A 23,091-nucleotide genomic window follows, 5' to 3' on the forward strand; every position below is an offset into this window, starting at 1 on the left:
TTGATAAATCATTTTGCTAATTACAATGGTTAATGCCGATACAAAAGCACAGATTGATTTTTTTATCAATCGTTTTGGTTTGTAAACGGTATTACACTGTCTTTATTAAGTTAACCACTAATCAACATAGTGGGTCAAAAATAGAAAAAATCTTTCATGATTTAGCTTAAGGATCGCATCTTTACTTACATAACTTTAGTCTAGATGCGATCCTTAAAATCTTTTCAAAAAAAAAAGCAGGACCATTAAAACAGTCCTGCTTTTTCAATATCAAATATTTTTTCTAGAAGAATTTACTTCTATCATCTACAATTGTAGCTTGTTTCTTAATTGCTTCAGTTGCCTGGTAGTCAATTTTGAAAGTAACATTTTGTTTCAATTGAGCTTTCTCAGTTTCTTCACTCGTTTCAACCTGCTCAACATTATTTACTTTCACTACATAAACACCATTGTTACCTGCAACAGGTGCACTTACTTCACCCATAGCTGTGGCAGTAGCTGCAGCAACTAATGCAGGTTCTACACCAGCTCCTGGAACCTGGAATGCACCAAAATCAATTCCTGTAGCCGATTGCACCTCTGATTCAAGTGAAGAAGCTAATGCCGTCATATCACTTTGATTCTTACCTTTAATTTCGGCAATAATCATTTCAGCTTTTTTCTCATTACGTAATTCGCGCTCAATACTTGCTCTCACCACGTTGATTGACTGACTGCCTTCTTCTTTTGCTCCAGTTAAATAAGCAATTACATACTCATCACCAAATTCATAAATTTCAGACATATCATTAACATCGGCTTTGAAAGCCCAACGAATTAACTCACGTGAATGCTCAAGATTACCAACACTGCGGTCGTTTTTCTTTAAGCTTCTACCGTAACGCTTAATTAAGTTTTCCTCTTTAACGCTGGCATTGAATTTCTCAATTGTTCCGTTTAAGGCTGCAAATTTGGCCGCCTTAGCATAAACATCCTGATTAGTACGTGTACTGTAGCTAAGCTTCTGCTCTAAGGTTGCTAACTTATACTTTGTTACCGGACGCCCTTTATCTTGAATATTGATAATGTGTGTTCCGAACTGAGTTTCAACTTTTACGATATCACCTTTTTTACCTTCGAAACAAGCATCGTTAAAAGGACCAACCATAGCACCTTCTTTAAACCAACCTAAGTCACCACCGTTCACTGCTGAACCAGGATCTTGGGAATTAGTACGTGCGATAGCTGCAAAATCAGCACCTGATTTAACCAAGTTATATAAGCTGTCGGCCAAAGCTGGATCTTTAACAAGAATGTGACGTGCTTTAGCTGAATCAGGAATCTGATTGATTTCTACTAAACGCGTTAACTTGTAGGTATCATTTTCGAAATATGGACCATAAACTTCGTTAACTTCAGCCGTTGCAATAAAACCTTGAAGGTTAGATGCAATTTGCTCAATCTTAAGATTACGATCAATATGATCAGCTTCTGAATTAAGCTTTACAAACTGAACCGCATCAATTTCAGGTTTTGAGAAATCAACCAATGCTCTGTCAATTTTCTCCTGAGCCATCTTCTTATCATCTTCCGATGGTTCAACTACAAAAGAAACGTACTCGATATCACGAATTGCTTCTTGCTTATAGTTATCAATGTTCTTTTTGTAATAATCTTTAATCTCACTGTCGCTAATTGTAATTGCTGAATCAGCAACAGTAGCATAACGCTTAACAACAAAATCGAAATCAACTTTTACTTGCTTCGCTTCAGCTTCAGACTTAGCTTGAGCATTTGTTACATACATACCCTTTTTAATTAACTCACGGTATTTTGTAAATAAACGCTCCTTCTTTATTTGTTTCTCCAAGAATAACCAATAAAACTCAGCTTGAGGATCAGCTTTCTTTTGCTGCAAAAAATTAACTACCTGAGCTTTATCAAATTGACCTGTCTGTGGATTAGTAAACATCTGGCGAATCTGGGGGTGAACATTCTTACCAGTAGCCAACTCTAAAAGCTCATCAGCTGTTACTTGAACTCCCAGTTCGTCATATTTATCATTCATGATAACATCCTGCACCATTTGGTTCCAGGCTTGCTCACGTAATTGTTGAGATGTATTCTCATCCAATGCAGACGAACGTGAATTTAGCTTATAATAATCTTCTAACTCTGTTAAATATTGCTGATATTCAGGATACGATACTGATGTTCCATCTATTTCACCAATTACCATATTTTGACTTCTGAACATTGAACCTCCTGAGTTCAAAAAATCTCCCAATAAAAAGGCCACTAAACCAAGACCAATCACAAAGATAACGATACCGGCTCTGTTCCTTATTTTCTCTAATGTTGCCATTCTCTATTACTTATTATTACTTTATACTGTTGTCGTTTTTTATTAAGGTTACGAATATACAAAAAAATGCCTTACACCATTCCTTGCAAGAAGCTTTGATTAAATAAAGTTTAGTTTAGAATCAATCTGAAATCACACTTACTTCAACTAATTCGATGCGTGCATTACTCGCTTCCAGAATACGGAAACAAAATGACTCAATATTTATCTCTTCATTAACCGTAGGAATTGATTTATTATGAAGAAGAATCAATCCGGCTATTGTCTCATAATCTTCCGATTGCGGAAGATTAAAATCGTATTTCTCGTTTAGGTAATCAATTTCTAAGCGGGCTGAAAAACGGAAGGTAGTTTCGTTAATCACTTCATCGATGTGTTCGGTTACATCGTGCTCATCATTAATCTCACCAAAAATTTCTTCCAAAATATCTTCGAGCGTAACAACACCTGCAGTCCCCCCAAACTCATCAACCACCAGTGCAATACTCTTATTTTCTTTTGTAAATAGTTCCAATACCTTATTGGCCGTCATCGTTTCTGGCACAATGGAAATTGGACTCACACAGTTACGCAACTTCTTTGGTTTCTTAAACAAAGAAGAAACATGCACATACCCAATAATATTATCGATACTCTCTTTATAAACCAATATTTTAGATAAACCAGTTTCGATGAATTGCTTATTCAAAGGCTCCATCTCTTCGTTTACCTCTATGGCCTGCAATTCTGTCCTGGGAACAATGCATTCTCTTATCTTAAGTTTGCTAAAATCCAATGCATTCTTCAATAACTTAAACTCATTGCTCGCATCCTCCTTATCTGTCTTCTCATGATGCTCGGTTAGCAGGTTATCCAAATCAACCTTTCCCAACATCCACTGACCTTGCTTGGGCGCCGTTTTAGCTTTTAACAAAACCGTAATCACAAAATTCGAAACCCACATGGTAAGACGACTAAATGGATAAAGAATGGTATAAAAAAACAATAATGGTAGTGCAAAAATATTTAAAACGAAGGTTGGATTAATTCGAAATAATGTTTTGGGTAAGAACTCGGCAGTAAGTAGAATAATAAAGGTTGAAATGACCGTTTGAATTAATAAAATCGCAGTCTCTGATTGCACATAACTTACGATAAAAGGCTCAATAACAAGCGCCATTTGCAAGCCATATATTACAAGCGCTACATTGTTGCCTATTAAAATAGTGGATAAGAAAATCCCAGGGTTCTGAACAAAACGATCAATGATTCGGGCAGGAAAAGGATATTTTTTCTTATTAAGCTCCAACAGCAATTTATTGGAACTAAAAAAAGCCATCTCACAACCTGAGAAAAAGGCTGAAAAAAGAAGTGTTAAAGTAATTACTGTAAAGTTGTTCATGTATTCTGCGAACGGTTTCTTATTGGAAAGATAGGAAAACTTATTAAAATATAGCGCTACTCCTCCAACGCAATAATACCACTTACATCACGTACTTCCCAGTTTTTCATGGACTCATCCGAATCGAAACCTGTACCTGTAATGATTTCTGTGGCTTTTGTCATTTTCACGAACTTTTCACTATAGATTTTTCCTTCCTTCACATCCCAAAAGAGTTGTTCTGTATTTAAAACCTCATCTTTTTGGTTAACGGCTTCCACATCGTTATTCAATTCCCAAAGCTGTTCCTTTTCGAGATACAGTGCCTTCGAACATTTAATTTGTGCTTCAACAGTGCCATCAGGTAAATACATAATCACATTTAAGCCATTGGGAAAATCCATGTATGGAGCTTCCTTTTTTGCGTAACGAAGCATATCAGGGGTTAACAAACGATACTTAACCCGACCCGAATCAGTAATTACAGATTCTAAATCTTTATAAACTAAAGCAGGTAATTCCTCACGATCGCCAATGGCCTCGATTTCTTCCGGCTTATTTGACGTACACGAACTTATAAAAACATAAACAGCAAGCAGTAAAAAACTGCTTGCTGAAAATATGTTTGAAATGATATTTTTTCTATTAAGTATCAAAGCTTATTTTTTAGCTCTTACGGTAGTCTGAACGTTTATCCAACCTTCAATCTTGTAAGCAGCGCCAACTTGTAATGTATTAAAGAAAATCTCTTCAGTACCCGGGAAATATTGCGAGTACATTACAATTAAGTCATTTGCTTCAGCAGCCATTTCTGCATCAACTGACTTAGCTTTTTTGAACTGGTCAACTGCAGCCCAATATACTGTTTTATGCTCAAACTCATTAGAGCCATATTTTGAAGCAGCCGAAGCATAGGCTTTTCCAATTAAAATATAAGGTGCTCCCCAATCAGAACGTAAGGCAATTGCTTTTTTAGCCTCACTACGTACTTGAGCAAATTTACCCTGAGACATATAGATTAAACCAATATAATGATGATACTTAGCTTTAGTTTCATCATCCTCTTCAAGTGTGATAGCCTCTTGGAAATAACCGACAGCCCTATCCATTTCCTTACGTTTCATGTACATTTGAGCTAATCCAAAAGCAGAAGATGCTGATGGCTCAATTACATGTAGGTGTTCAGAAGACTTGTAAAACAAGTCAGACTCGGTACAATCACCTCTTGCTAATAAGCGGTTAACACGTTTCAACCAATCTAAATCTTGTGTGTGATCAGCTAATTGAGGTGCGAAAATATTAGAAAGCACTTCACAGTTTGCTGCTCCACTCTGAGCAAATAAACTCTCAACTTGCTTTTTCTGCTCATCAATTACTTCTGGTTTCTTACTAGTTTTCTTTTTAGCATCCAAAATGTCGGTTACCTGAGTGTAGGTATTTACCAAATCTTCCCCACTAAGTGCATCCATCTTATACATGGCAACACTACTCATCATGTACGACATCAATACAGCTGACTGAGTTTTTGAAGTACGTATACCCACAGATTCTTTTAATAAGGCATGCGCCTCTTTAATAACCTCAGTATCGTCACGCTTATAAGTTAACATCGAAACGGCCTTCTTACCATTAATGTAAGCAGTTGGATATTTCTTATGCGTACCAAAATATTTAATACGTTGGTCATAAATCTTCATCAAAAGACTGTAAAGCTCATCTTTTTTGGCAGCATCTTTTGTCCCTTTGTACATTGCTTGTACCATTCGTTCTCCATGAGAATAAATGTTCATACTTGATGCAGGACACTCATTAAAAACAATTTCCCAATAAGGATATGCTTCTTTAATGTTGTTCTGCTTGTAGTATTCAGAATAAAGAGAGAGGTTCTCTAAGCATCTAATGCTATCTTCTCCATGTCCATACTTGGACCCATCTTCAACTCCCTTTTGAGCAAACATTACTGAACTAAACAGTAAGCCTGCAATTAATAATGTAGTAATTTTCATTGGCATGGTATTGCGGTTTATCATTGTTACTAATCAAATTTCTGTTTAAAGAACCAATTTTCATGTAAAGTTAAATTGACTGTTACTTTACCATAGGTTTCTTTAACTAATTTATAATCTGTCGTTCCTCTTTGACCCCATTCAAATGCAACATTTAATGATGTTTTTGAACGCTTTAATGGTAAACCTACTCCAAAACTTATGCCAAAATCCTTCAATTGGTGATCATTTAGGATTAAATAGTCATTTTTGTAATAGGTACCAAGGCGGTATCGTATACGTGCCGGATAGAAACGAGCACTTCTTTCATTTGGAATAAATTCAGCACCAAAAGCCCATTTTTCCATGTCTGCGGTCGTAGTGTTGTCATCTGGAAACTTAGCTTCGCTCCATTTTGCCAAAGTATAATCAGCTGTTAGAGTTAATGCATCTTTAATATTATAAGCTACCCCAAATCCATACTTTTCTGGCATTTCAAAGGCGTTACCTGTTAATTTATTTTCGTCATAATGTAAGGTATCAACAGCAATCACCATCTTACCTTCTGATTCCAAAGTGTTACCTTCAGCAACCAATCGAGTTACTTTACCACCAATACCTGTTTTGGGATTATAGATACCACCAAATGTTAAGCTGTGCTTTTCATTCAAGTCCAATTTGTATTGAGCACCAAAATCCATGAAAATATCATTTATTTGGATACGCATGGATGTTCCCAGTTTTGAAGCAACTGCATCATTTGGGAATTGCACCAATGAAGAATGACGAATATTTCCAAACATATAAGAAAAGTGCGCTCCAACTGATAAATTCTTAACTGGACTTAAAGCTAATCCAACATAAGCTTTAGATGTATTTCCTTCTCCTGAAGTTGTAAATGTAGAGTATTTTCCATCATAACTAGGATAGCCATTGGGATTAGAGTCGGATTGTATATTATCATCATAAAAGTCGTAGCCCACAAGTGAGGTTGGCTCCACTCCAACAGACATAAACCCCCATTTAGCAACCGGAAAACCTACCGCAAAATAAGCAAAGTTCATATCAGACATTTCTGATGTGGCCTCATCCGTTTGTAATTTCTGTTGAAAACCGATTAAGCCCCCTTCAAAAAAGAAGGACAATGAATCCATACCGTGATAAGAGGCCGGGTTCATATTGTTAAGGTTGGTAGAATTACTCAAGGCAATACCTGTACGCCCCATCGCAGCATTACGGCCAAATCCTCCATCTTGCATCTCACCCAAGCCATACCTTGAATATGGAGAGAAAGTACGTTTTTGAGCAATTGCGCTAAAGGAAACCAAGACAATGATTAAAGTCGCAGAAAAGAGTCTATATTTATTGTGCATTATATTCGAGAATTCTATTAAGTCCTATAAGTACTAAATTCGAGCTTACAAAGATGGGATTTTTTAACTTCCTTGCAAAAAATTCTGCATCCCCTCCGGTTATAACTGATATTAGATTTAGATATTGTTGCTTTAAATGCTGAATCACACCGTCAATCTCCAAAACCATACTATTCTGAACTCCTGCCTGAATAGCTGTTTCTGTACAATCACCGATAAAATGCACATCCTCATTTGGCTCGAGCAAGGGTAAACGACTTGTATATTGATTTAAAGCCTTAAATCGCATATGCATGCCTGGAGATATATTCCCACCTTTGAAATTACTTTTTGCATCAACTACTTCATACGTTAAAGCAGTACCAGCATCAAAAACCAATACATCTTTTTGTGGATATAGTTCAACGGCGCCTGCTACAGCAGCCAACCTGTCCTTTCCGATGCTTTCTTTAGATTTATAATTCCATGAAAAAGGTAAGGCTGATAAATGATTCAACTCTAAAACAAAAGGGATGTGATTTCTTAAATTTGTAAGCAAAAGGTCATTATCTTCGTTAACTACTGATGATAGAATCGCCCGCGTTATACCGTATTGAGATACGAGATCTTGAATACTACTTTCATCAAGAAAATTAGTAGAATCGGTAACAGTAATTTGGCACTGGTCAAAAATTCCTAATTTGCACTGTGTATTTCCTCTGTCAATAACTAAATTCACCTCAAAAATTACTAATTTATAACGAGTTTAAACTATATCGGTTTGAACTTCGCGCAAATATAGTAATTAAAACCATTAAGGGATTAAAGGTTCTTATTCATTAAGTTAGTTTATGCGAAAAGTTGTAGTTGTAGAAGACGATAAGTTTATTTCCGCCATATTCACCATGTTCTTACGTGAACTAGGTCATGAGTTAGTAGGTAGATGCGCCAATGGTACTGAAGCTATTGATTTATGCCACCGCTTACGTCCGGACGTAGTACTAATGGACATTCATCTGGAAGGAGAACTTGACGGTATTCAAACAGCCGAACAACTACGATGCGAATTAGACATCCCTGTGATTTATGTTTCGTCTGACACTAGTAGTCAGGTTATAAAGCGAGCCATTGTATCCAATTCATATGGTTATCTAGTTAAACCTGTCAACAAAAAAGAACTTGGTATTAGCATTGATTTAGCCTTCTACAAACACAGAGTAGACCAGGAACAACGAGAGCGTGAACGAGGTTACCGCCAATTTATTAGCGATGCACCAATGCCACTAATGATTATTCAAGAAGGAAAAATACAATACCTTAACCATCTGGCACTTGATCTATACAAAACCCATTATATGGAGGATGTCATCACACTTCCATATTTAAATTTTGTTGAGCCTGATTATCACAAAACAGTTGAAGAACTACTTAATAAGTTTAGCGAAAAAGGCCTTGGCTTTCAGGATGTGAAAATTGCCATGCAAGATGTGCATGGTCAGGTTTTCAATGTAAAAATGTCAGGCTCATCAATAGTTTTCAACAAAATGAAGTCCTTACAAGTAACATTAATTGAGTGTGCTGATTTTGAGTATAGCAACAAAACCTCCATTGCATACAAAACAATGATAGATTCGTTTGGTCTACCCTATTTTATCACCAACGAAAACTTGAAAATAAAGGAAGCCAGTAATAGTAAAATATTCAATGGCATTGAAATAATGGATAAAACCATTACTGAACTTAACAATGTGTTTACCGCTGTTGACGAGAAGAAGCTAATGTACTCACTTAAATCGATGGACAACACCATTTCCTTATTTAAAGGTCATGCCATTAAAGATTCAACAGGTACTATTCACGAAATTCTCTTCTACCCAACAAGGTAACTTTACGCTTTAATAAATTCCAGTATTTGATTAAAAATAGATTTAACGTCGTGTACTGAATTTACTTGCTCTATCATTAGATAGAGCTTACTACGCCCCTCTTTCATTTTCACTTGCTTAGGATTGCTCTGTATCCAGGCTAATATCTTTGTAAAAACCTGCGATTCAAAAAACAGCGATTCTTGATTAGCCACAAAGTATAAATACACCAGGTTATTCTTAAAGATGATTTTCTCAATACCAATCTTCTTGGCCATCCTACGTATGCGCACAATCTCCAGCAAGCGTTGTCCCGATTCTGGAATAGCTCCAAAGCGGTCTATCAGGTTAGATTCAAATGCCTGAAGCGCTTCTTCTTCTTCAATGTTATCCAACTCGCGATAAAGATGCATGCGTTCTGCAATGTTCTCAATATAACTATCGGGCAAACGCAATTCAGTATCCGTTTCTACAATACAGTCTTTAACAAAGATGGCTTCTTCCGCTGCCTCTTTTTGTTCCTCTTTATACAAATCCTTGTACTCAGTCTCCTTTAATTCAAGCAAAGCCTCGTTGAGTATGCGTTGATATGTTTCGTATCCAATATCTGAAATAAAACCACTTTGCTCACCTCCCAATAAATCTCCCGCTCCACGAATGTCAAGATCTTGCATGGCGATATTAAAACCACTGCCTAAATCAGAAAACTCTTCAACAATCTTCAATCGACGTCTGGCCTCCTGAGTTAAGGTACTCAACGGCGGCGCCATTAAATAACAGAATGCTTTTTTATTGGAACGCCCAACACGCCCCCGTAGCTGATGCAACTCGCTCAAACCAAAATGATGTGCATTATTAATAATGATGGTGTTGGCATTGGGAATATCAAGCCCCGATTCAATAATGGTTGTTGCAATCAACACATCGTATTCACCAGAAATAAAGTCAAGCATTATTTTTTCCAGCTTAGCCCCTTCCATCTGACCATGAGCCACAATAGTTTTTACATCGGGCAACAAGCGATTCAACATATCCTGAATCTCCATTATATTCTGAACCCTATTATTAATAAAGAATACCTGCCCATTGCGTTCAACCTCGTATAAGATGGCCTCTTTAATAATAGCTTCATTCAAAACATGAACTTCTGTAATGATGGGATGGCGGTTCGGTGGTGCCGTATTCAAGATAGATAGATCACGCGCACCCATCAACGAAAATTGCAAGGTACGCGGTATAGGTGTTGCCGTGAGCGTAAGCGTATCAACATTGACCTTTAGGTGTTTCAACTTCTCCTTTACCGAAACACCAAAACGTTGCTCTTCATCTATTATCAGTAAACCCAAATCTTTAAACGCAACATCTTTTCCAATCAGGCGATGGGTACCGATTAGAATATCTAATTGCCCTTCCTTCAATTTAGTAATGGCCGCCTTAGTATCCTTTGCTTTTCGTAGCCGGCTCACATAATCTATCGATACAGGAAACTCTTTCAAGCGCTCCTTAAAAGTTTGATAGTGCTGCAATGCCAATATGGTTGTAGGAACCAATATGGCAACTTGCTTATTATCTGAAACCGCTTTAAAAGCCGCTCTAATGGCTAACTCAGTTTTACCAAAACCAACATCGCCACAGACCAAACGATCCATAGGGGTTGACGATTCCATATCACCTTTAATAGCTACCGTTGATTTGTATTGATCAGGCGTATCTTCATATAAAAAGGAAGCCTCTAATTCAGTTTGCAGGTATGAGTCAGGCGTAAATGCAAAGCCTGGATTAGCCTTACGCTTAGCATACAAACCGATTAATTCGCGAGCAATATCCTTAACCTTCGATTTAGTCTTATCTTTTAGCTTTTGCCAGGCAGGCGTTCCTAATTTATTGATTTTGGGTGGCGTACCGTCCTTTCCTTTGAATTTTGAAATACGGTGTAAGGAATGGATATTCACCAATAAAATATCGTTATCACGATACAATAAACGAATAGCCTCCTGTGGCTTTCCATTTACCTGTGATGTTACCAAGCCTCCAAAACGGCCTACTCCATGATCGATGTGCACCACATAATCACCCGGATTAAGACGATTTAATTCCTTTAAAGAAATTGCTTGTTGCGCGGCTTTAGCTTTCTCTGTTCGCAGCGAGAACTTATGGTAACGCTCAAATATTTGGTGATCGGTATAAAAACAAAGGGATGCATCGTTATCAACAAAACCCTCATGCAAGCTATGGTTGATTTCGACATATTTAACTTTAATACCTCTATCGTGAAAAATAGCTTGCAGTCGTTCGAACTGCTTGGTATTATCCGATAAGATATGACATTCGAATTGCGCTTTAGACTTTTCTTGTAAATCACTTTCCAGCAAGTCAAAATTCTTGTGAAATACGGGTTGTGGTGAAAAGCTAAAATTAACTGTCTCAGTATACTTTGAGCTATGTTTTTTACCGAATAGAATTTCCACCCTATCCTTTAGTCCTTCAATGAAGGTTTCGCTACTGCAAACCTGGTTGGCATGAAGGTAATCTTTTTCGCTCTCCTCGTCTAATTCTTCCTCTTCAGATACTTCCAGCAAATTTAACTTAGCACTCACTTCATTCATCCGTTCCGAAACAAAGTCAGGATTATCCATCCATACCTTGGTATTGGCTGGCAAATAATCAGACAAAGCACAAAGCTGACTAGACTCTTGATTTTCCGTCAGGTTTGGAACAATAATTACCTGCTCCAATTTCTCCTTCGAAAGCTGATTTTCCAAATTGAATTTGCGAATACTATCAACCTCATCTCCAAAAAAATCGATTCGATAAGGATCTTCATCAGAAAACGAATAAACATCAATAATACTTCCACGCACGGAATACTGACCGGGTTCAAAAACAAAATCAACCCTTTGAAAATGATACTCGATCAACACGTCAGTAATGAACGAAATATCAAGACTATCGCCAGTATTAATCACTAAGCGATTATTATTTAGCTCTTCGGCAGAAATAACTTTCTCAATCAATGCTTCGGGGTAGGTAAGCACAAAAAGCTCCTTTACTCCGGTATGCAAGTGACTCAAGGCCTCAGTTCGTAGCAGTACATTCTGGCTATCTTTTTGTCCGTATTCAGGCGATCGCTTAAACGAAGATGGCAAAAAGGACACATTAGTAGCTGAACTAAGTTGGGCTAAATCATTATACAGATAGGCCGCTTCTTCGCGATCATTCATAACCACCAAATGAGGCCCTTGATCGATTAAACTGGCCATTATAACAGCCTTTGAACTACCAACTAATCCATTTAAATACAATTTAGTCGAAGTCGTCTTTATGCTTTCTCGAATCAACTCTATTCGCTCATCACCTTTATAAAAGGCCAATATCTGATTTAGCTCCACTCTTGAATATTTTTCACAAAAATAAAGTATTTAATTAACTTTGAATACTAGGCCAGAAGCTTGTAGTTTTCCTTTAGTACTTGCGGTTCCATTTTTATATGGCTTCTTGCTCAAAAATATCTGACAGTAATAATACCCTTTCTTTTCTGGTCGAAAATTTAAATGATAAAAACCATCCGAATCCTTTTGAGGTAATTCCCAAGGAGCTAATTGCAAAAAAGTAGTTTCGGTATAATCAGAATATGAATGAAGGCGACTAATCTTTCGGGGCGACATTGGCCTTGGAAATTCTTCGGAATAAACAACAATGGAATACAGGTGATAATTATCTGTATCCATTTTAAAGGATAATTTAATTTCGTCACCTACATAAGTTTCTTGCTTTATATGTCCAAAATTCAAATAGACATCCAAAAAGTTTTCATAATAACGGAACTCACCACCATCCCATGCCACACCTATACCTACATGCGTATGAAAGGGATCGATGCAATTTTGTTTATGCCCATCATTGGGTTTACGCTCAGCCATAAATGCCAAGTGACACTCCTGCATATATGCACTAATATTATTTGGCTCCATTGGCAATTGCCCTTCCGATGAAATGGAGGATGCATTCTCAACCATGTGATGAACACCTCCATCATTAGCAAAACGAATATACGGCTTCTCACCAGCCATATTCCAATGCCCCATGTACTTATTTAAAGCAGCTTCATGAGCCATCCTATTAGCCACACGCGAAGCAAGAATATCCAACCTTACGGTTTGAACACGATATTTCCTTCTAGATCGATTAATGTTATCAACTTGCGCCAACTTAAGTTTTAATAGCTCATCACTATCTTTAAATTGGGGCAGGCGCGTTTCTTCATCATTCAACTGCTTATAAGTTGAAAACAATTCTGTTTGACCAAAACTCAAACTTGTCAGCAATAATAGGGCAATTAAAACACATAGCTTTCTTAAATACATCATATCTTAAAAACATATTGAACAGCCATTTAGTTGAGTATTTCAGATTGCTTATAGCTTCCTCGAACTAAATATTGGCTAAAACTTTCTGAAATTATAAAATGAAATGTATTTTTAAGCTATGAGAATATTAAAATTTGGTGGAGCATCGGTTAAAGATGCTGATGGTGTTAAAAACATAGCTACAATTATACAACGTTTTTCAGAACCAATGGTGATCGTAATATCAGCCATGGGTAAAATGACTAACGCCTTTGAGCACTTAGTAAAGTCCTATTTTGATGCTAAGCAAAATGAAATTAATGACAACTATAACAAGATCAAAGCCTACCACCACAATCTTGTAAAAGAACTTTTTGATACAGATCAAACTAACATTGTTGATTCCTTATTAAAAAAGCTAGAAGACAAACTACAATCAGAAGCTTCTTTAAATTACGATTTTGAGTATGATCAAATCGTACCTTTTGGCGAATTGTTAAGCACACACATTGTTAGTACTTATCTTAATTCGGTAGAAATAAATAATGAGTGGGTTGATATTCGCAAAGTATTAAGAACCGATGACAACTATAGAAATGCTGGCGTTAATTGGGAATTAACTCAAAAAATGATGTGCGCTAGGTTTTCCACAAATAACAATCAGCGCTTTATCACCCAAGGCTTTATTGGCTCTAATGAAAACAACTTAACAACCACTCTTGGCCGCGAAGGATCTGATTACACAGGTGCTATCATCGCATATGCCCTTGATGCAAATAACCTATCCATTTGGAAAGATGTGCCGGGCGTGCTTAATGCCGATCCAAGGTGGTACACGAAGGCTCATAAGATTGATGAATTATCGTATTGGGAAGCCATTGAATTAACTTATTACGGGGCGCAGGTCATTCATCCAAAAACCATTAAACCACTACAAAATAAGCAAATACCCTTATTGGTAAAATCGTTCATCAAACCCGATGAAGATGGAACAGTAATTAACGCAACGGAGCAAGCTCAAAAATTAGACCCCATATTTGTACTTAAAAAAGACCAGACACTTTTAAGTATTTCTCCAAAGGACTTTTCTTTCATTCTGGAACAAAACCTGAGTGATATTTTTCAGGTGGTTTCAAAACATCAGGTAAAGATTAACCTTATGCAAAGTTCAGCCTTGAACTTCTCAATATGTGTGGATCATCACAAAAACATCGGCAAAGTAATTGAGGAACTAAGCAGCGACTTTGACATTCGCTACAATGAAGACATGGAGTTAGTAACCATTCGACACTATACCAATGCAGCCATTAATGAAATCATTTCTAATAAAGAAGTTGTGGATTCGCAAGTCAGTCGAAAAACAGCACGATATGTAGTTAAGAAATCAGAATGGAACTTTAATAAAGTGTAGAAGTTAACTATACTTCTACACTTGTTCTTACTTTGTTTTAATGTAAAAAGCAGCCTTGTAACCTAATAAATCACCATCATCGGTAGTTGCCTCGTAGGCCACTAAAACTGATAATACTTTTTTGCTCATTACAACTTGCTCTTCATCGTAGTACCACGCTTCCCAGAATTGCAACTTAGCCACTTTATCGCGCGAAAAGTCTTCTTTATCTTCAATGGCCTTCACATCAGAAACCGACATTGGCGCCTCGGTGACATAATCATAAGCCTCAGCTTGATGCTCATAAACCGATTCAAATATTTGATCGACCATTCGCTTTCGGTTTAGCTTACTCAAGCTTTTCTCAGCCCATTGATCCAACGAATCACGATTTTTTATAACCACCGAATAAATAATTGTATCGGCTAATAACTCACCCGACAAGATGTTTTCTTCAATTACACTAGAATTGGTATTTGACTTTTGAGTACAGGATGTACAAAAAACAAAAAAGCACATTGTAATAATTACAATGTGCTTAGCTTTATTAAGTTTCATTCTCATATCTATAATTTGCAAGAGCTTGATTTTTATCTATCAAAACTTAAACGCTCTCCTCTAATATTTTCATCGACTTTTCCATCGGCATATACTAACTGGCCATTCACAAAGGTATGGGAAATGGCATGCGAAAACTTAGTCCCTTCAAAAGGTGACCACCCGCACTTGTATAGCACATTTTCTTCTTTAACTTCCCATTGCTTATCATCAGCTACTAAAACCAAATCGGCCTTATAACCCTCCTTAATGTAACCACGTTTGTCTATCTGATACAGGTCAGCAGGCGCATGGCACATCTTTTCCACAACTAATTCATAGGTAAATATACCCTGCTTCACCATTTCCAACATAGCCACCATAGCATGTTGAACCAATGGCCCTCCCGATGGTGCTTGAAAATATTTATTGGCTTTTTCTTCTTTGGTATGAGGCGCGTGATCAGTAGCTACTACATCCAACCTGCCTTCTTTTAAGCCTAAGCGCAAAGCATCACGATCAGCTTCGGATTTAACCGCAGGGTTCCATTTAATTTTAGATCCATACTCGTTATAATCCTTATCTGAAAACCATAGATGGTGCACACACACTTCTCCAGTCACACGCTTCTTTTTGAGTGGCATACCAAAATCAAGCAACTCCAATTCCTTGGCTGTAGTTAAATGCAAAATGTGTAATCGAGCATTATGCCTACGTGCTAATCCTGCCGCTTTCTTTGACGACTTATAACACGCCTCGGCAGAACGAATAACAGGATGGTATTTAAATGGCATATCGTCACCAAACTGCTCACGGTAAATATCCGTGTTTTTCTTAATGGTATCTTCATCTTCGCAATGCGTTGCAATCAACACCTTGCTTTCAGCAAATATCTTGTCCAATACAGCTTCATTGTCTACCAACATATTACCCGTTGAAGAACCCATGAAAATCTTAATTCCACATACTGTTTTAGGATCAGTCTTTAATAACTCCTCAACATTATCATTGGTTGCACCTATGTAAAAGGAATAATTAGCGGCCGATTTCTGCGCAGCAATCTTATATTTCTCTTCTAACACCTCATGTGTTGTTGCCTGAGGTTTGGTATTTGGCATCTCCATGAACGAAGTAATACCGCCTGCCACAGCAGCACGCGATTCCGATTCAATATTTGCCTTTTGTGTTAAGCCAGGTTCTCTAAAGTGCACCTGATCATCTATGGCTCCGGGCACCAACATTAAACCTTTTGCATCAATCACTTTATCAGCTTCAGGGCATGAACCATCAAAGATAAGCTGCTTAATGGTATCGTTCTCAATCAACACACTTCCTACTTGTTGCGTGCCTTCGTTAATGATATTTGCGTCTTTTATTAAAAGAGTCGACATATAATTTGATTCAAATGATTACTTGATAAAATTAGTAAGAGTACGAACTAAAGTCAAACTTCATACTTCTTAAAGAAACTGCTAATCTTCATTTTAATAACTCCCCAAACAGCTTCATTAAATATTCCTCCGCTCATTTTAGAATTACCTTCTTGTCGATCGGTAAAAATAATTGGCACCTCCACCACATTAAAGCCATATTTCCAAGTTGTGAATTTCATTTCAATTTGAAAGGCATAACCTTTCAAACGTATCTTATCAAGCTTAATGGTTTCCAGTACTTTTCGGCGATAACATTTAAACCCTGCCGTTGTATCCATCACTCTCATGCGCGTAACAAAACGAACATAAACCGATGCAAAATACGACATCAACACACGCCCCATTGGCCAATTAACCACATTCACGCCTGATATATATCTTGAACCAATGGCTAAGTCAGCATTTTGTTTTTCGCAGGCATCGTATAATTTAATCAGATCATTGGGATTATGCGAGAAATCGGCATCCATCTCAAAAATGTAATCATACTCATTTTTAATGGCCCACTTAAAACCTGTAATATAAGCTGTTCCTAAACCAAGCTTTCCTTCACGCTCAATCATATGAAGCGTTTCGGGATAGATGGTTTGCATCCGTTTAATAATCGATGCAGTTCCATCGGGCGAATTATCATCAATAATTAATACCTCAAATGAAAGCGGTAACTCAAACACAGCCGAAATAATGGCCTCAATATTTTCTTTTTCGTTGTAAGTAGGAATTATTACAAGGTTCTTTATCATCTCTTAATCTTATAAGGCCAAAGTTAACAAGATTGGGCAAATACCTCTTGTGTTATTTGGGTATTTATCATCTTAATAACTAAAGCTACTGCCCCCAACAAACTCACGAATAATGGATGTAGGTGGAATTTCCTTGCTCTGCACGGCCTTAAAATAACTGAAGAACTTGAGCAAGCGACACGCTTCCGAATATTCAAGCTGATTGGGCTGCACTTCCAACAATATGGATTCGGCCAATGGCTTTAATACCGACAACTCATATAACAATGCCGTATTAAACATTACATCCGCCTCCTCTTGAAATGGAAAGATGTGCTTCTCTTCACCTCGTCGAACACTTTGCCAACGCGAAATAGTATCCTGAGCCGAATAGTTTCGATATTTATAGTCACGTACAATGCGTCGGATTAAACGATTGTCGGTTGTATGAATCAGGTTTTGATTATCAATATTTATTGATGTCAAAGCCGATACGTATATTTTGAATTTTGATTCATTTGGAATTAGGTGCGTTAACTGTGGATTTAAGCCATGAATACCTTCAACTATCAATATATTCTCCTCATTCATCTGCAACTTATCGCCATCGTAAAAACGCTGCCCGGTCTCGAATGAGAACTTAGGAATTTCAACTTCTTTACCCGCCAACAAGTCCACTAACTGCTGATTGAACAACTCCACATCAAGCGCATCCAAGGCTTCAAAATCATATTCGCCATTCTCATCCAAAGGTGTCTCTTCGCGATTCACAAAGTAATTATCCAAGGAAAGATTCAAAGGATTCATTCCTGCAACCATTAATTGGATAGCAAGTCGTTTCCCAAAGGTTGTTTTTCCACTTGAAGAAGGTCCACTAATTAATACCAGCTTCACCTCTTTTTTACGCTCACTTATCAAATCAGCGATGTGTCCAATCTTTTTCTCGTGAAGGGCTTCCGATACTTTAATTAGCGTTTCAGCCTCACCACTGGAACAAGCCGCATTAACATCACCCAGATTCTGAACATTTAAAACACGATTCCATTCCGAAAACTCCTGAAAAATATCGAACATCTTATTCTGAACCACAATATCCTCCAACTCCTTCGGATTTGATCGTTTCGGAATTTGCAACAACATACCGTTGTAATACTTTATAAGATCGAACACCTGCAAATAACCAGTGGAAGGCACCAGATAGCCATAATACATACCCAAGTATCCATCCAGCTTGTAATAACTTGTATATACTTCTCCGCGGTGCTTAATGAGTGTCACCTTATCTTCCTGATTTTGCTCTTCCAAACGTTGAATAACCTCTTCCGATTCTTCTTCGCGCTGTACAAATGGTAGATTTGCGCTTACTATTTCACGCATTCGTTTACCTATCTCTAATACATCTTCCATATTGAGTTCTCCGCCTGCGTTCTCAAGCGAACAATACGTTCCTTTCGAAACAGAATGCTCAATTCTCAACTTCGCCTTTGGGTAAAGTTCAGATACAGCTTTGGACAGAACAAAAGATAAACTACGGATATACATACGCATACCATCTGGTTCCGTGAGGTCGATAAATCGGATATTCTGCGGATGGTACAATTCGAATGACAAATCCTTCAGGCGATTGTTAGAAAAAGCTCCGATAATAGGATTTGCTAGTTGAATCTGCATGTCCTCGGCAACATCTTTCAAAGAAGTTCCCAATGGATAACATTTACTCGTATTATTGTTAAGACACTTTATATGTACAGTTCTGTTCATTTTGTTAAGGTTTTAGCTAATAAATTTAAGTGGAATCTTTGAAGTGCCGATATAAAAACGATAATTTATTCCCTTAATCTTTGTTAAAATAAAAAATAGACCTCGCTAAAGGTCTATTTTATTCTTTATTTGATCTGCAATTTCATCACCTTAATCACGGTCTTTTTCCTTAAAACGAAACAGCTTATACATTTTTTCAAAAATCTCGGTATTATCATATACGCCACTAAAAGCTTCGGCTCCTGGTCCAAATGCAAAAACAGGCACCATTACAGCAGTATGATTTCCTGTAGTAAAACCGGTTGATACCTTACCTTTAGTCGGATCTCCATTTTCAACTGTCATACCTCCTGTTTCATGGTCGGCTGTAACAATTATTAGCGTATTTCTATCTTCAATGGCAAACTTCATAGCTTCACCCAGGGCTTTATCCATATCCAACACTTCGCCAGTCACATACGAAGCATCGTTTTGATGCCCACCCCAATCAATCTGACTTCCTTCAACCATTAGAAAGAAACCTTTTGAATCGGCATTGCTCAAAACCTCTATGGCCTTTTCAGTTGATTTCACCAACATCTCTCCCCTATCGCGATAGCCAGCATTATGCCCTACAGCAGTTAATACGGCCAGCTGACCTGATTTTACAGCTTCTACCTCTTCCAAAGAATAGCCAACTCTATAACCTTTATCACTTAATTCAGTAACCAAATTACGTCCATCAACACGTTTGGTAAAAAAATCAGCACCACCACCAATAAACACATCAATATCGGTATTCATAAAATCACCAGCTATCTCCTCATACATCATTCGCTTTGGTTGATGAGCAATAAAAGATGCTGGCGTAGCATGTGTGATTGCCGAGGTCGAAACCAAACCTGTAGCTTTGTTATTACGCTCAGCATATTCTAATATTGTCGTTAGTGGTTTTCCGTTTACATCAACACCAATGGCTCCATTATACGTTCTGGTTCCTGTTGATATAGCCGTACCTCCTGCAGCAGAATCCGTCACATAATTATCTGCACTTTGGGTTTTATTAAAACCAACATGACTCATATTTTGCATGTTCAACTCGCCGTTAACAGTCATGCCCGAAAAAACCTGTGCTACTCCCATTCCATCACCAATAAATAAAATGATGTTCTTTGGTCGCTTTTTAAATCGTAAGGCATCCGGATCAAATTGAACAACTTGATGCTTCTTTTCAATGGTGTATTCAAATTTCTGATTCTTGTCTTTATAATCTTCCTGGGCATTTAAACCACCTACAAACAAAAGACATAACAAACTACAAACAAACGTTTTCATGCGAATATTTTTTCTACGATAATAATATGACCAATACTGGAAAACCCTTTAAATTAGTCAAAATAGCACAAACATTAAGTCAATCTTTAAACTTAATGAACTACGAATTAAGTCCTTTTTTTTAAGGATAACAAAAGCTTTCACACCTTTGTTTAACTCAGTTACAATAGCAGAAAAAAGAATTATATTTAAAGCTCAAAAAATATAAAAATGGATAAAACAAAGATTCTGTTCGTATGTCTTGGTAACATTTGCAGAAGCCCAAGTGCAGAGGCGGTAATGAAGGCATTGATAAACGAGGCCGGATTAAGCAAGCAATTTGAGATTGATTCGGCTGGCATAACCGGGTATCATGCCGGAGACAATGCGGATGAGCGCATGCAAAAACATGCCATCAAACGCAATTATCAATTGACAAGCATTAGTCGTAAAGTTGATGCTCCTGCCGATTTCGACCATTTTGACTATGTAATAGGCATGGATTCTCAAAATATTATGGATCTTGAAAACCTTACTCGCAACGAAAGTGATTTGGCTAAAATCTATAAGATGACAGATTTTTGCAGTGTACATTCTGAGAATGCAGTTCCCGACCCATATTATGGAGGCGCGGCTGGTTTTGAGTTGGTACTGGATATTTTGGAAGATGCATGCGAGGGCTTGCTAAAGCACATCCAAAATGGCTGATATCGTTTCGAGGATAGAATCAGTTATTAATGCCACTGTTGTTAATCAAAATTCAGTTGGCGGTGGATGCATTGCGCAATCGCAAATAATAGTTGCGAATGATGGCAATGAGTACTTTTTGAAACAGGGATTTAATAATGACTTATTTCGAAAAGAGGCCAATGGTTTAATTGAATTAGAAAAATGCGGCGCCCTTCGAACACCAAAAGTCATCAGTGTTGATTCGGATTACTTGTTGCTGGAAAAGATTTCAAGCGGGGTAAAAACGAGTGATTTTTTCAGAGACTTTGGAGAACTATTAGCAAAGCTACATCGTTACCGTGGCCCACAATTCGGATTTTATGAGGATAACTACATTGGTTCTACTCCTCAAATTAATACGTGCGCTTCCAACACTTGCACTGACTGGCCGCAATTCTACTTTAACAAGCGTTTGCTTTACCAATTTCGCCTTTGCGAACAAAATGGCTATGTCGATCCAGTCTTCGCTTCCACATTTAATAAGTTGGAAGCTAAAATAAGTTCCATCCTGGAATGGGAAAATGAGCCACCATCTCTCTTGCATGGTGATCTTTGGGGAGGTAACTATATGGTTGATGAAAAAGGAAAGCCGGCTCTTATTGACCCGGCTGTCTATTACGGCCATCGAGAGGCCGATTTAGCTATGACGAAATTATTCGGTGGCTTTCATCCTGATTTTTACCAAAGCTATCACGAAAGTTATCCTTTAAAGCCCGGATATGAATACCGAGAGAATATTTACCTGCTATACCATGTAATGAATCACCTCAATATTTTTGGCACTTCATACAAACATCAAGCTTTACAATTAATGAATAGCTACCTATAGAAATCCTCTGGAATCAATAACTGACAATAATAAATCCACAATCTCGTCATCATTCATCGATTTAGTATTGATTCTTAAATCAAAGAAATCTACATCAGGCCTGTCTTTCTCAAAATAATCACGAAACTTTTCACGTCGTTTATCCTGTTCTATGCATGTTTTACGAGCCTCCCCAGCACTTACCCCACTATTCTCCACAACTGATTTTACACGCCAATCAAGTGGTGCTTCAAGTTTGATATGAAACGATTGTTTTATATCCTTCGTGATGGCCTCTCCAGCCCTTCCCACAATAATAACACAACCTTCGGCTGCCTCTTCGTGAATAAATTTAGCAATGGTATTTTTAATTTTCGCATCTCCAGGATAATAGGCCTCACTGAAAAACAAGGCTAAATTTTCGAAGAATGACGTTTGCTTTTTATCACTTAAATCCTTTAGTAAGGATGGTGTTAACTTTAGCTCTTTGGCCGAGCGCTCAAGAATTTCTTTACTAATCCAACGCCACTGTTTTTCCACTCCCAACTTAGAAGCTTTCATATTAAGCAAGGCGGCTAAACGTTCAGCTATTCGTTTACCATGACAGCCATACTCGCGCGATATAGTAATAACTGGCCCTGGCAATGTATCGGACGTATCAGGCTGTTTCTTTTGCCCCGAACGCTCTTTCATGTATTTTAGAAATAGGTTATCCATAGCTATTCTTATTTGAGGTTTTATTGACTATAAGATACTAAAATCAAAACACTTTGACAAATGATGAAAAGAAAATAAGAAATAAGAAGTGATGTGTGTAATTCGAAGAACAGAACCGTTTATAAAATAAAAAAAGGACAGATTGAAAAACCTGTCCTTACCCTTAAATCAGTTCGTTAACTAAATCCAAATCTATGAATAAAAATCTACAGTGCAAATATGGGGTTTATTCTAGTGAACAAATCTCAAGCAAAGTTAATTCATGTTAAAGTGAAGGCTGATGGCGATTACAAACCAAAATGGTTTATCATTTATTTTAAAATACAATTGATATAAGGCCATAAAAGGAGAAAGGGACAGATTGAATAATCTGTCCCTTTCTTAAATCAGTTCGTTAACCAAATCCAAAATCTATGAAAAAAAATCTACTATCAAATATCATTAAAATT

At 37.3% G+C, this 23,091-nt stretch carries 18 protein-coding genes; 4 read left to right on the forward strand and 14 right to left on the reverse strand.

The window, feature by feature from the left end; all coding sequences use genetic code 11:
• Window positions 1-283: 283 nt before the first annotated feature.
• The 6 genes from ACRD7B_RS21050 to ACRD7B_RS21075 form a co-directional block, all read right to left on the reverse strand.
• On the reverse strand, window positions 284-2,344 hold the full coding sequence (locus tag ACRD7B_RS21050; protein WP_430826637.1) for a peptidylprolyl isomerase: 2,061 nt from the start codon (window positions 2,342-2,344) through the stop codon (window positions 284-286).
• Between the two features lie 121 nt (window positions 2,345-2,465).
• On the reverse strand, window positions 2,466-3,725 hold the full coding sequence (locus ACRD7B_RS21055; RefSeq protein ID WP_430826638.1) for a hemolysin family protein: 1,260 nt from the start codon (window positions 3,723-3,725) through the stop codon (window positions 2,466-2,468).
• A gap of 56 nt (window positions 3,726-3,781) precedes the next feature.
• Entirely contained in the window at window positions 3,782-4,360 is a 579-nt protein-coding gene (gene lptC / locus ACRD7B_RS21060; RefSeq protein ID WP_430826639.1) for an LPS export ABC transporter periplasmic protein LptC, read from the reverse strand.
• A gap of 3 nt (window positions 4,361-4,363) precedes the next feature.
• A complete protein-coding gene (locus ACRD7B_RS21065) occupies window positions 4,364-5,716 on the reverse strand; it encodes a tetratricopeptide repeat protein (RefSeq protein ID WP_430826640.1) in 1,353 nt (450 codons plus the stop codon).
• 23 nt (window positions 5,717-5,739) lie between these two features.
• Window positions 5,740-7,062, reverse strand: coding sequence for a BamG family beta-barrel-assembly machinery protein (gene bamG, locus ACRD7B_RS21070; protein ID WP_430826641.1), 1,323 nt, complete (start codon window positions 7,060-7,062; stop codon window positions 5,740-5,742).
• The gene (locus ACRD7B_RS21075) at window positions 7,052-7,780 is read right to left on the reverse strand and encodes a type III pantothenate kinase (protein ID WP_430826642.1); all 729 of its coding nucleotides are present in this window, start codon (window positions 7,778-7,780) and stop codon (window positions 7,052-7,054) included. The genes bamG and ACRD7B_RS21075 overlap by 11 nt, the downstream gene beginning before the upstream one ends.
• A 112-nt stretch (window positions 7,781-7,892) precedes the next feature.
• Here ACRD7B_RS21075 and ACRD7B_RS21080 point away from each other — a divergent pair, with 112 nt between their 5' ends.
• Window positions 7,893-8,927 carry a response regulator gene (locus ACRD7B_RS21080; protein ID WP_430826643.1) on the forward strand — a complete coding sequence of 345 codons (1,035 nt, stop codon included), beginning with the start codon at window positions 7,893-7,895 and terminating at the stop codon, window positions 8,925-8,927.
• Window positions 8,928-8,929: 2 nt separating this feature from the next.
• On the opposite strand, the gene mfd is transcribed toward ACRD7B_RS21080, so the two are convergent.
• The gene (gene mfd / locus ACRD7B_RS21085) at window positions 8,930-12,295 is read right to left on the reverse strand and encodes a transcription-repair coupling factor (RefSeq protein WP_430826644.1); all 3,366 of its coding nucleotides are present in this window, start codon (window positions 12,293-12,295) and stop codon (window positions 8,930-8,932) included.
• Window positions 12,296-12,325: 30 nt separating this feature from the next.
• Window positions 12,326-13,273 (reverse strand): CAP domain-containing protein, encoded by a 948-nt coding sequence (locus tag ACRD7B_RS21090; protein WP_430826645.1) that lies wholly within the window; start codon window positions 13,271-13,273, stop codon window positions 12,326-12,328.
• 118 nt (window positions 13,274-13,391) lie between these two features.
• Here ACRD7B_RS21090 and ACRD7B_RS21095 point away from each other — a divergent pair, with 118 nt between their 5' ends.
• Window positions 13,392-14,663: an aspartate kinase gene (locus ACRD7B_RS21095; RefSeq protein ID WP_430826646.1), complete on the forward strand. Its 1,272-nt coding sequence runs from the start codon at window positions 13,392-13,394 to the stop codon at window positions 14,661-14,663.
• Window positions 14,664-14,690: 27 nt separating this feature from the next.
• On the opposite strand, the gene ACRD7B_RS21100 is transcribed toward ACRD7B_RS21095, so the two are convergent.
• The 5 genes from ACRD7B_RS21100 to ACRD7B_RS21120 all read right to left on the reverse strand — a co-directional run bounded on the left by ACRD7B_RS21100 (window position 14,691) and on the right by ACRD7B_RS21120 (window position 20,409).
• Complete coding sequence (locus tag ACRD7B_RS21100; protein ID WP_430826647.1) at window positions 14,691-15,200, reverse strand: hypothetical protein; 510 nt, start codon at window positions 15,198-15,200, stop codon at window positions 14,691-14,693.
• A gap of 32 nt (window positions 15,201-15,232) precedes the next feature.
• Window positions 15,233-16,570, reverse strand: a complete 1,338-nt coding sequence (locus tag ACRD7B_RS21105) for a dihydroorotase (RefSeq protein WP_430826648.1) — start codon at window positions 16,568-16,570, stop codon at window positions 15,233-15,235.
• Between the two features lie 53 nt (window positions 16,571-16,623).
• Window positions 16,624-17,355, reverse strand: coding sequence for a polyprenol monophosphomannose synthase (locus tag ACRD7B_RS21110; RefSeq protein WP_430826649.1), 732 nt, complete (start codon window positions 17,353-17,355; stop codon window positions 16,624-16,626).
• 72 nt (window positions 17,356-17,427) lie between these two features.
• On the reverse strand, window positions 17,428-19,095 hold the full coding sequence (locus ACRD7B_RS21115; protein WP_430826650.1) for a uridine kinase family protein: 1,668 nt from the start codon (window positions 19,093-19,095) through the stop codon (window positions 17,428-17,430).
• 150 nt (window positions 19,096-19,245) lie between these two features.
• Complete coding sequence (locus tag ACRD7B_RS21120; RefSeq protein ID WP_430826651.1) at window positions 19,246-20,409, reverse strand: alkaline phosphatase; 1,164 nt, start codon at window positions 20,407-20,409, stop codon at window positions 19,246-19,248.
• A 210-nt stretch (window positions 20,410-20,619) separates the two neighbouring features.
• Here ACRD7B_RS21120 and ACRD7B_RS21125 point away from each other — a divergent pair, with 210 nt between their 5' ends.
• Complete coding sequence (locus tag ACRD7B_RS21125) at window positions 20,620-21,096, forward strand: low molecular weight protein-tyrosine-phosphatase (RefSeq protein ID WP_430826652.1); 477 nt, start codon at window positions 20,620-20,622, stop codon at window positions 21,094-21,096.
• Window positions 21,089-21,946: a fructosamine kinase family protein gene (locus ACRD7B_RS21130; RefSeq protein ID WP_430826653.1), complete on the forward strand. Its 858-nt coding sequence runs from the start codon at window positions 21,089-21,091 to the stop codon at window positions 21,944-21,946. The genes ACRD7B_RS21125 and ACRD7B_RS21130 overlap by 8 nt, the downstream gene beginning before the upstream one ends.
• Here ACRD7B_RS21130 and ACRD7B_RS21135 read toward each other — a convergent pair.
• The gene (locus tag ACRD7B_RS21135) at window positions 21,941-22,642 is read right to left on the reverse strand and encodes a cytidylate kinase-like family protein (protein ID WP_430826654.1); all 702 of its coding nucleotides are present in this window, start codon (window positions 22,640-22,642) and stop codon (window positions 21,941-21,943) included. The genes ACRD7B_RS21130 and ACRD7B_RS21135 overlap by 6 nt on opposite strands.
• Window positions 22,643-23,091: the final 449 nt, after the last annotated feature.

This window comes from Carboxylicivirga fragile (assembly GCF_050589805.1).
GTDB lineage: Bacteria > Bacteroidota > Bacteroidia > Bacteroidales > Marinilabiliaceae > Carboxylicivirga > Carboxylicivirga fragile.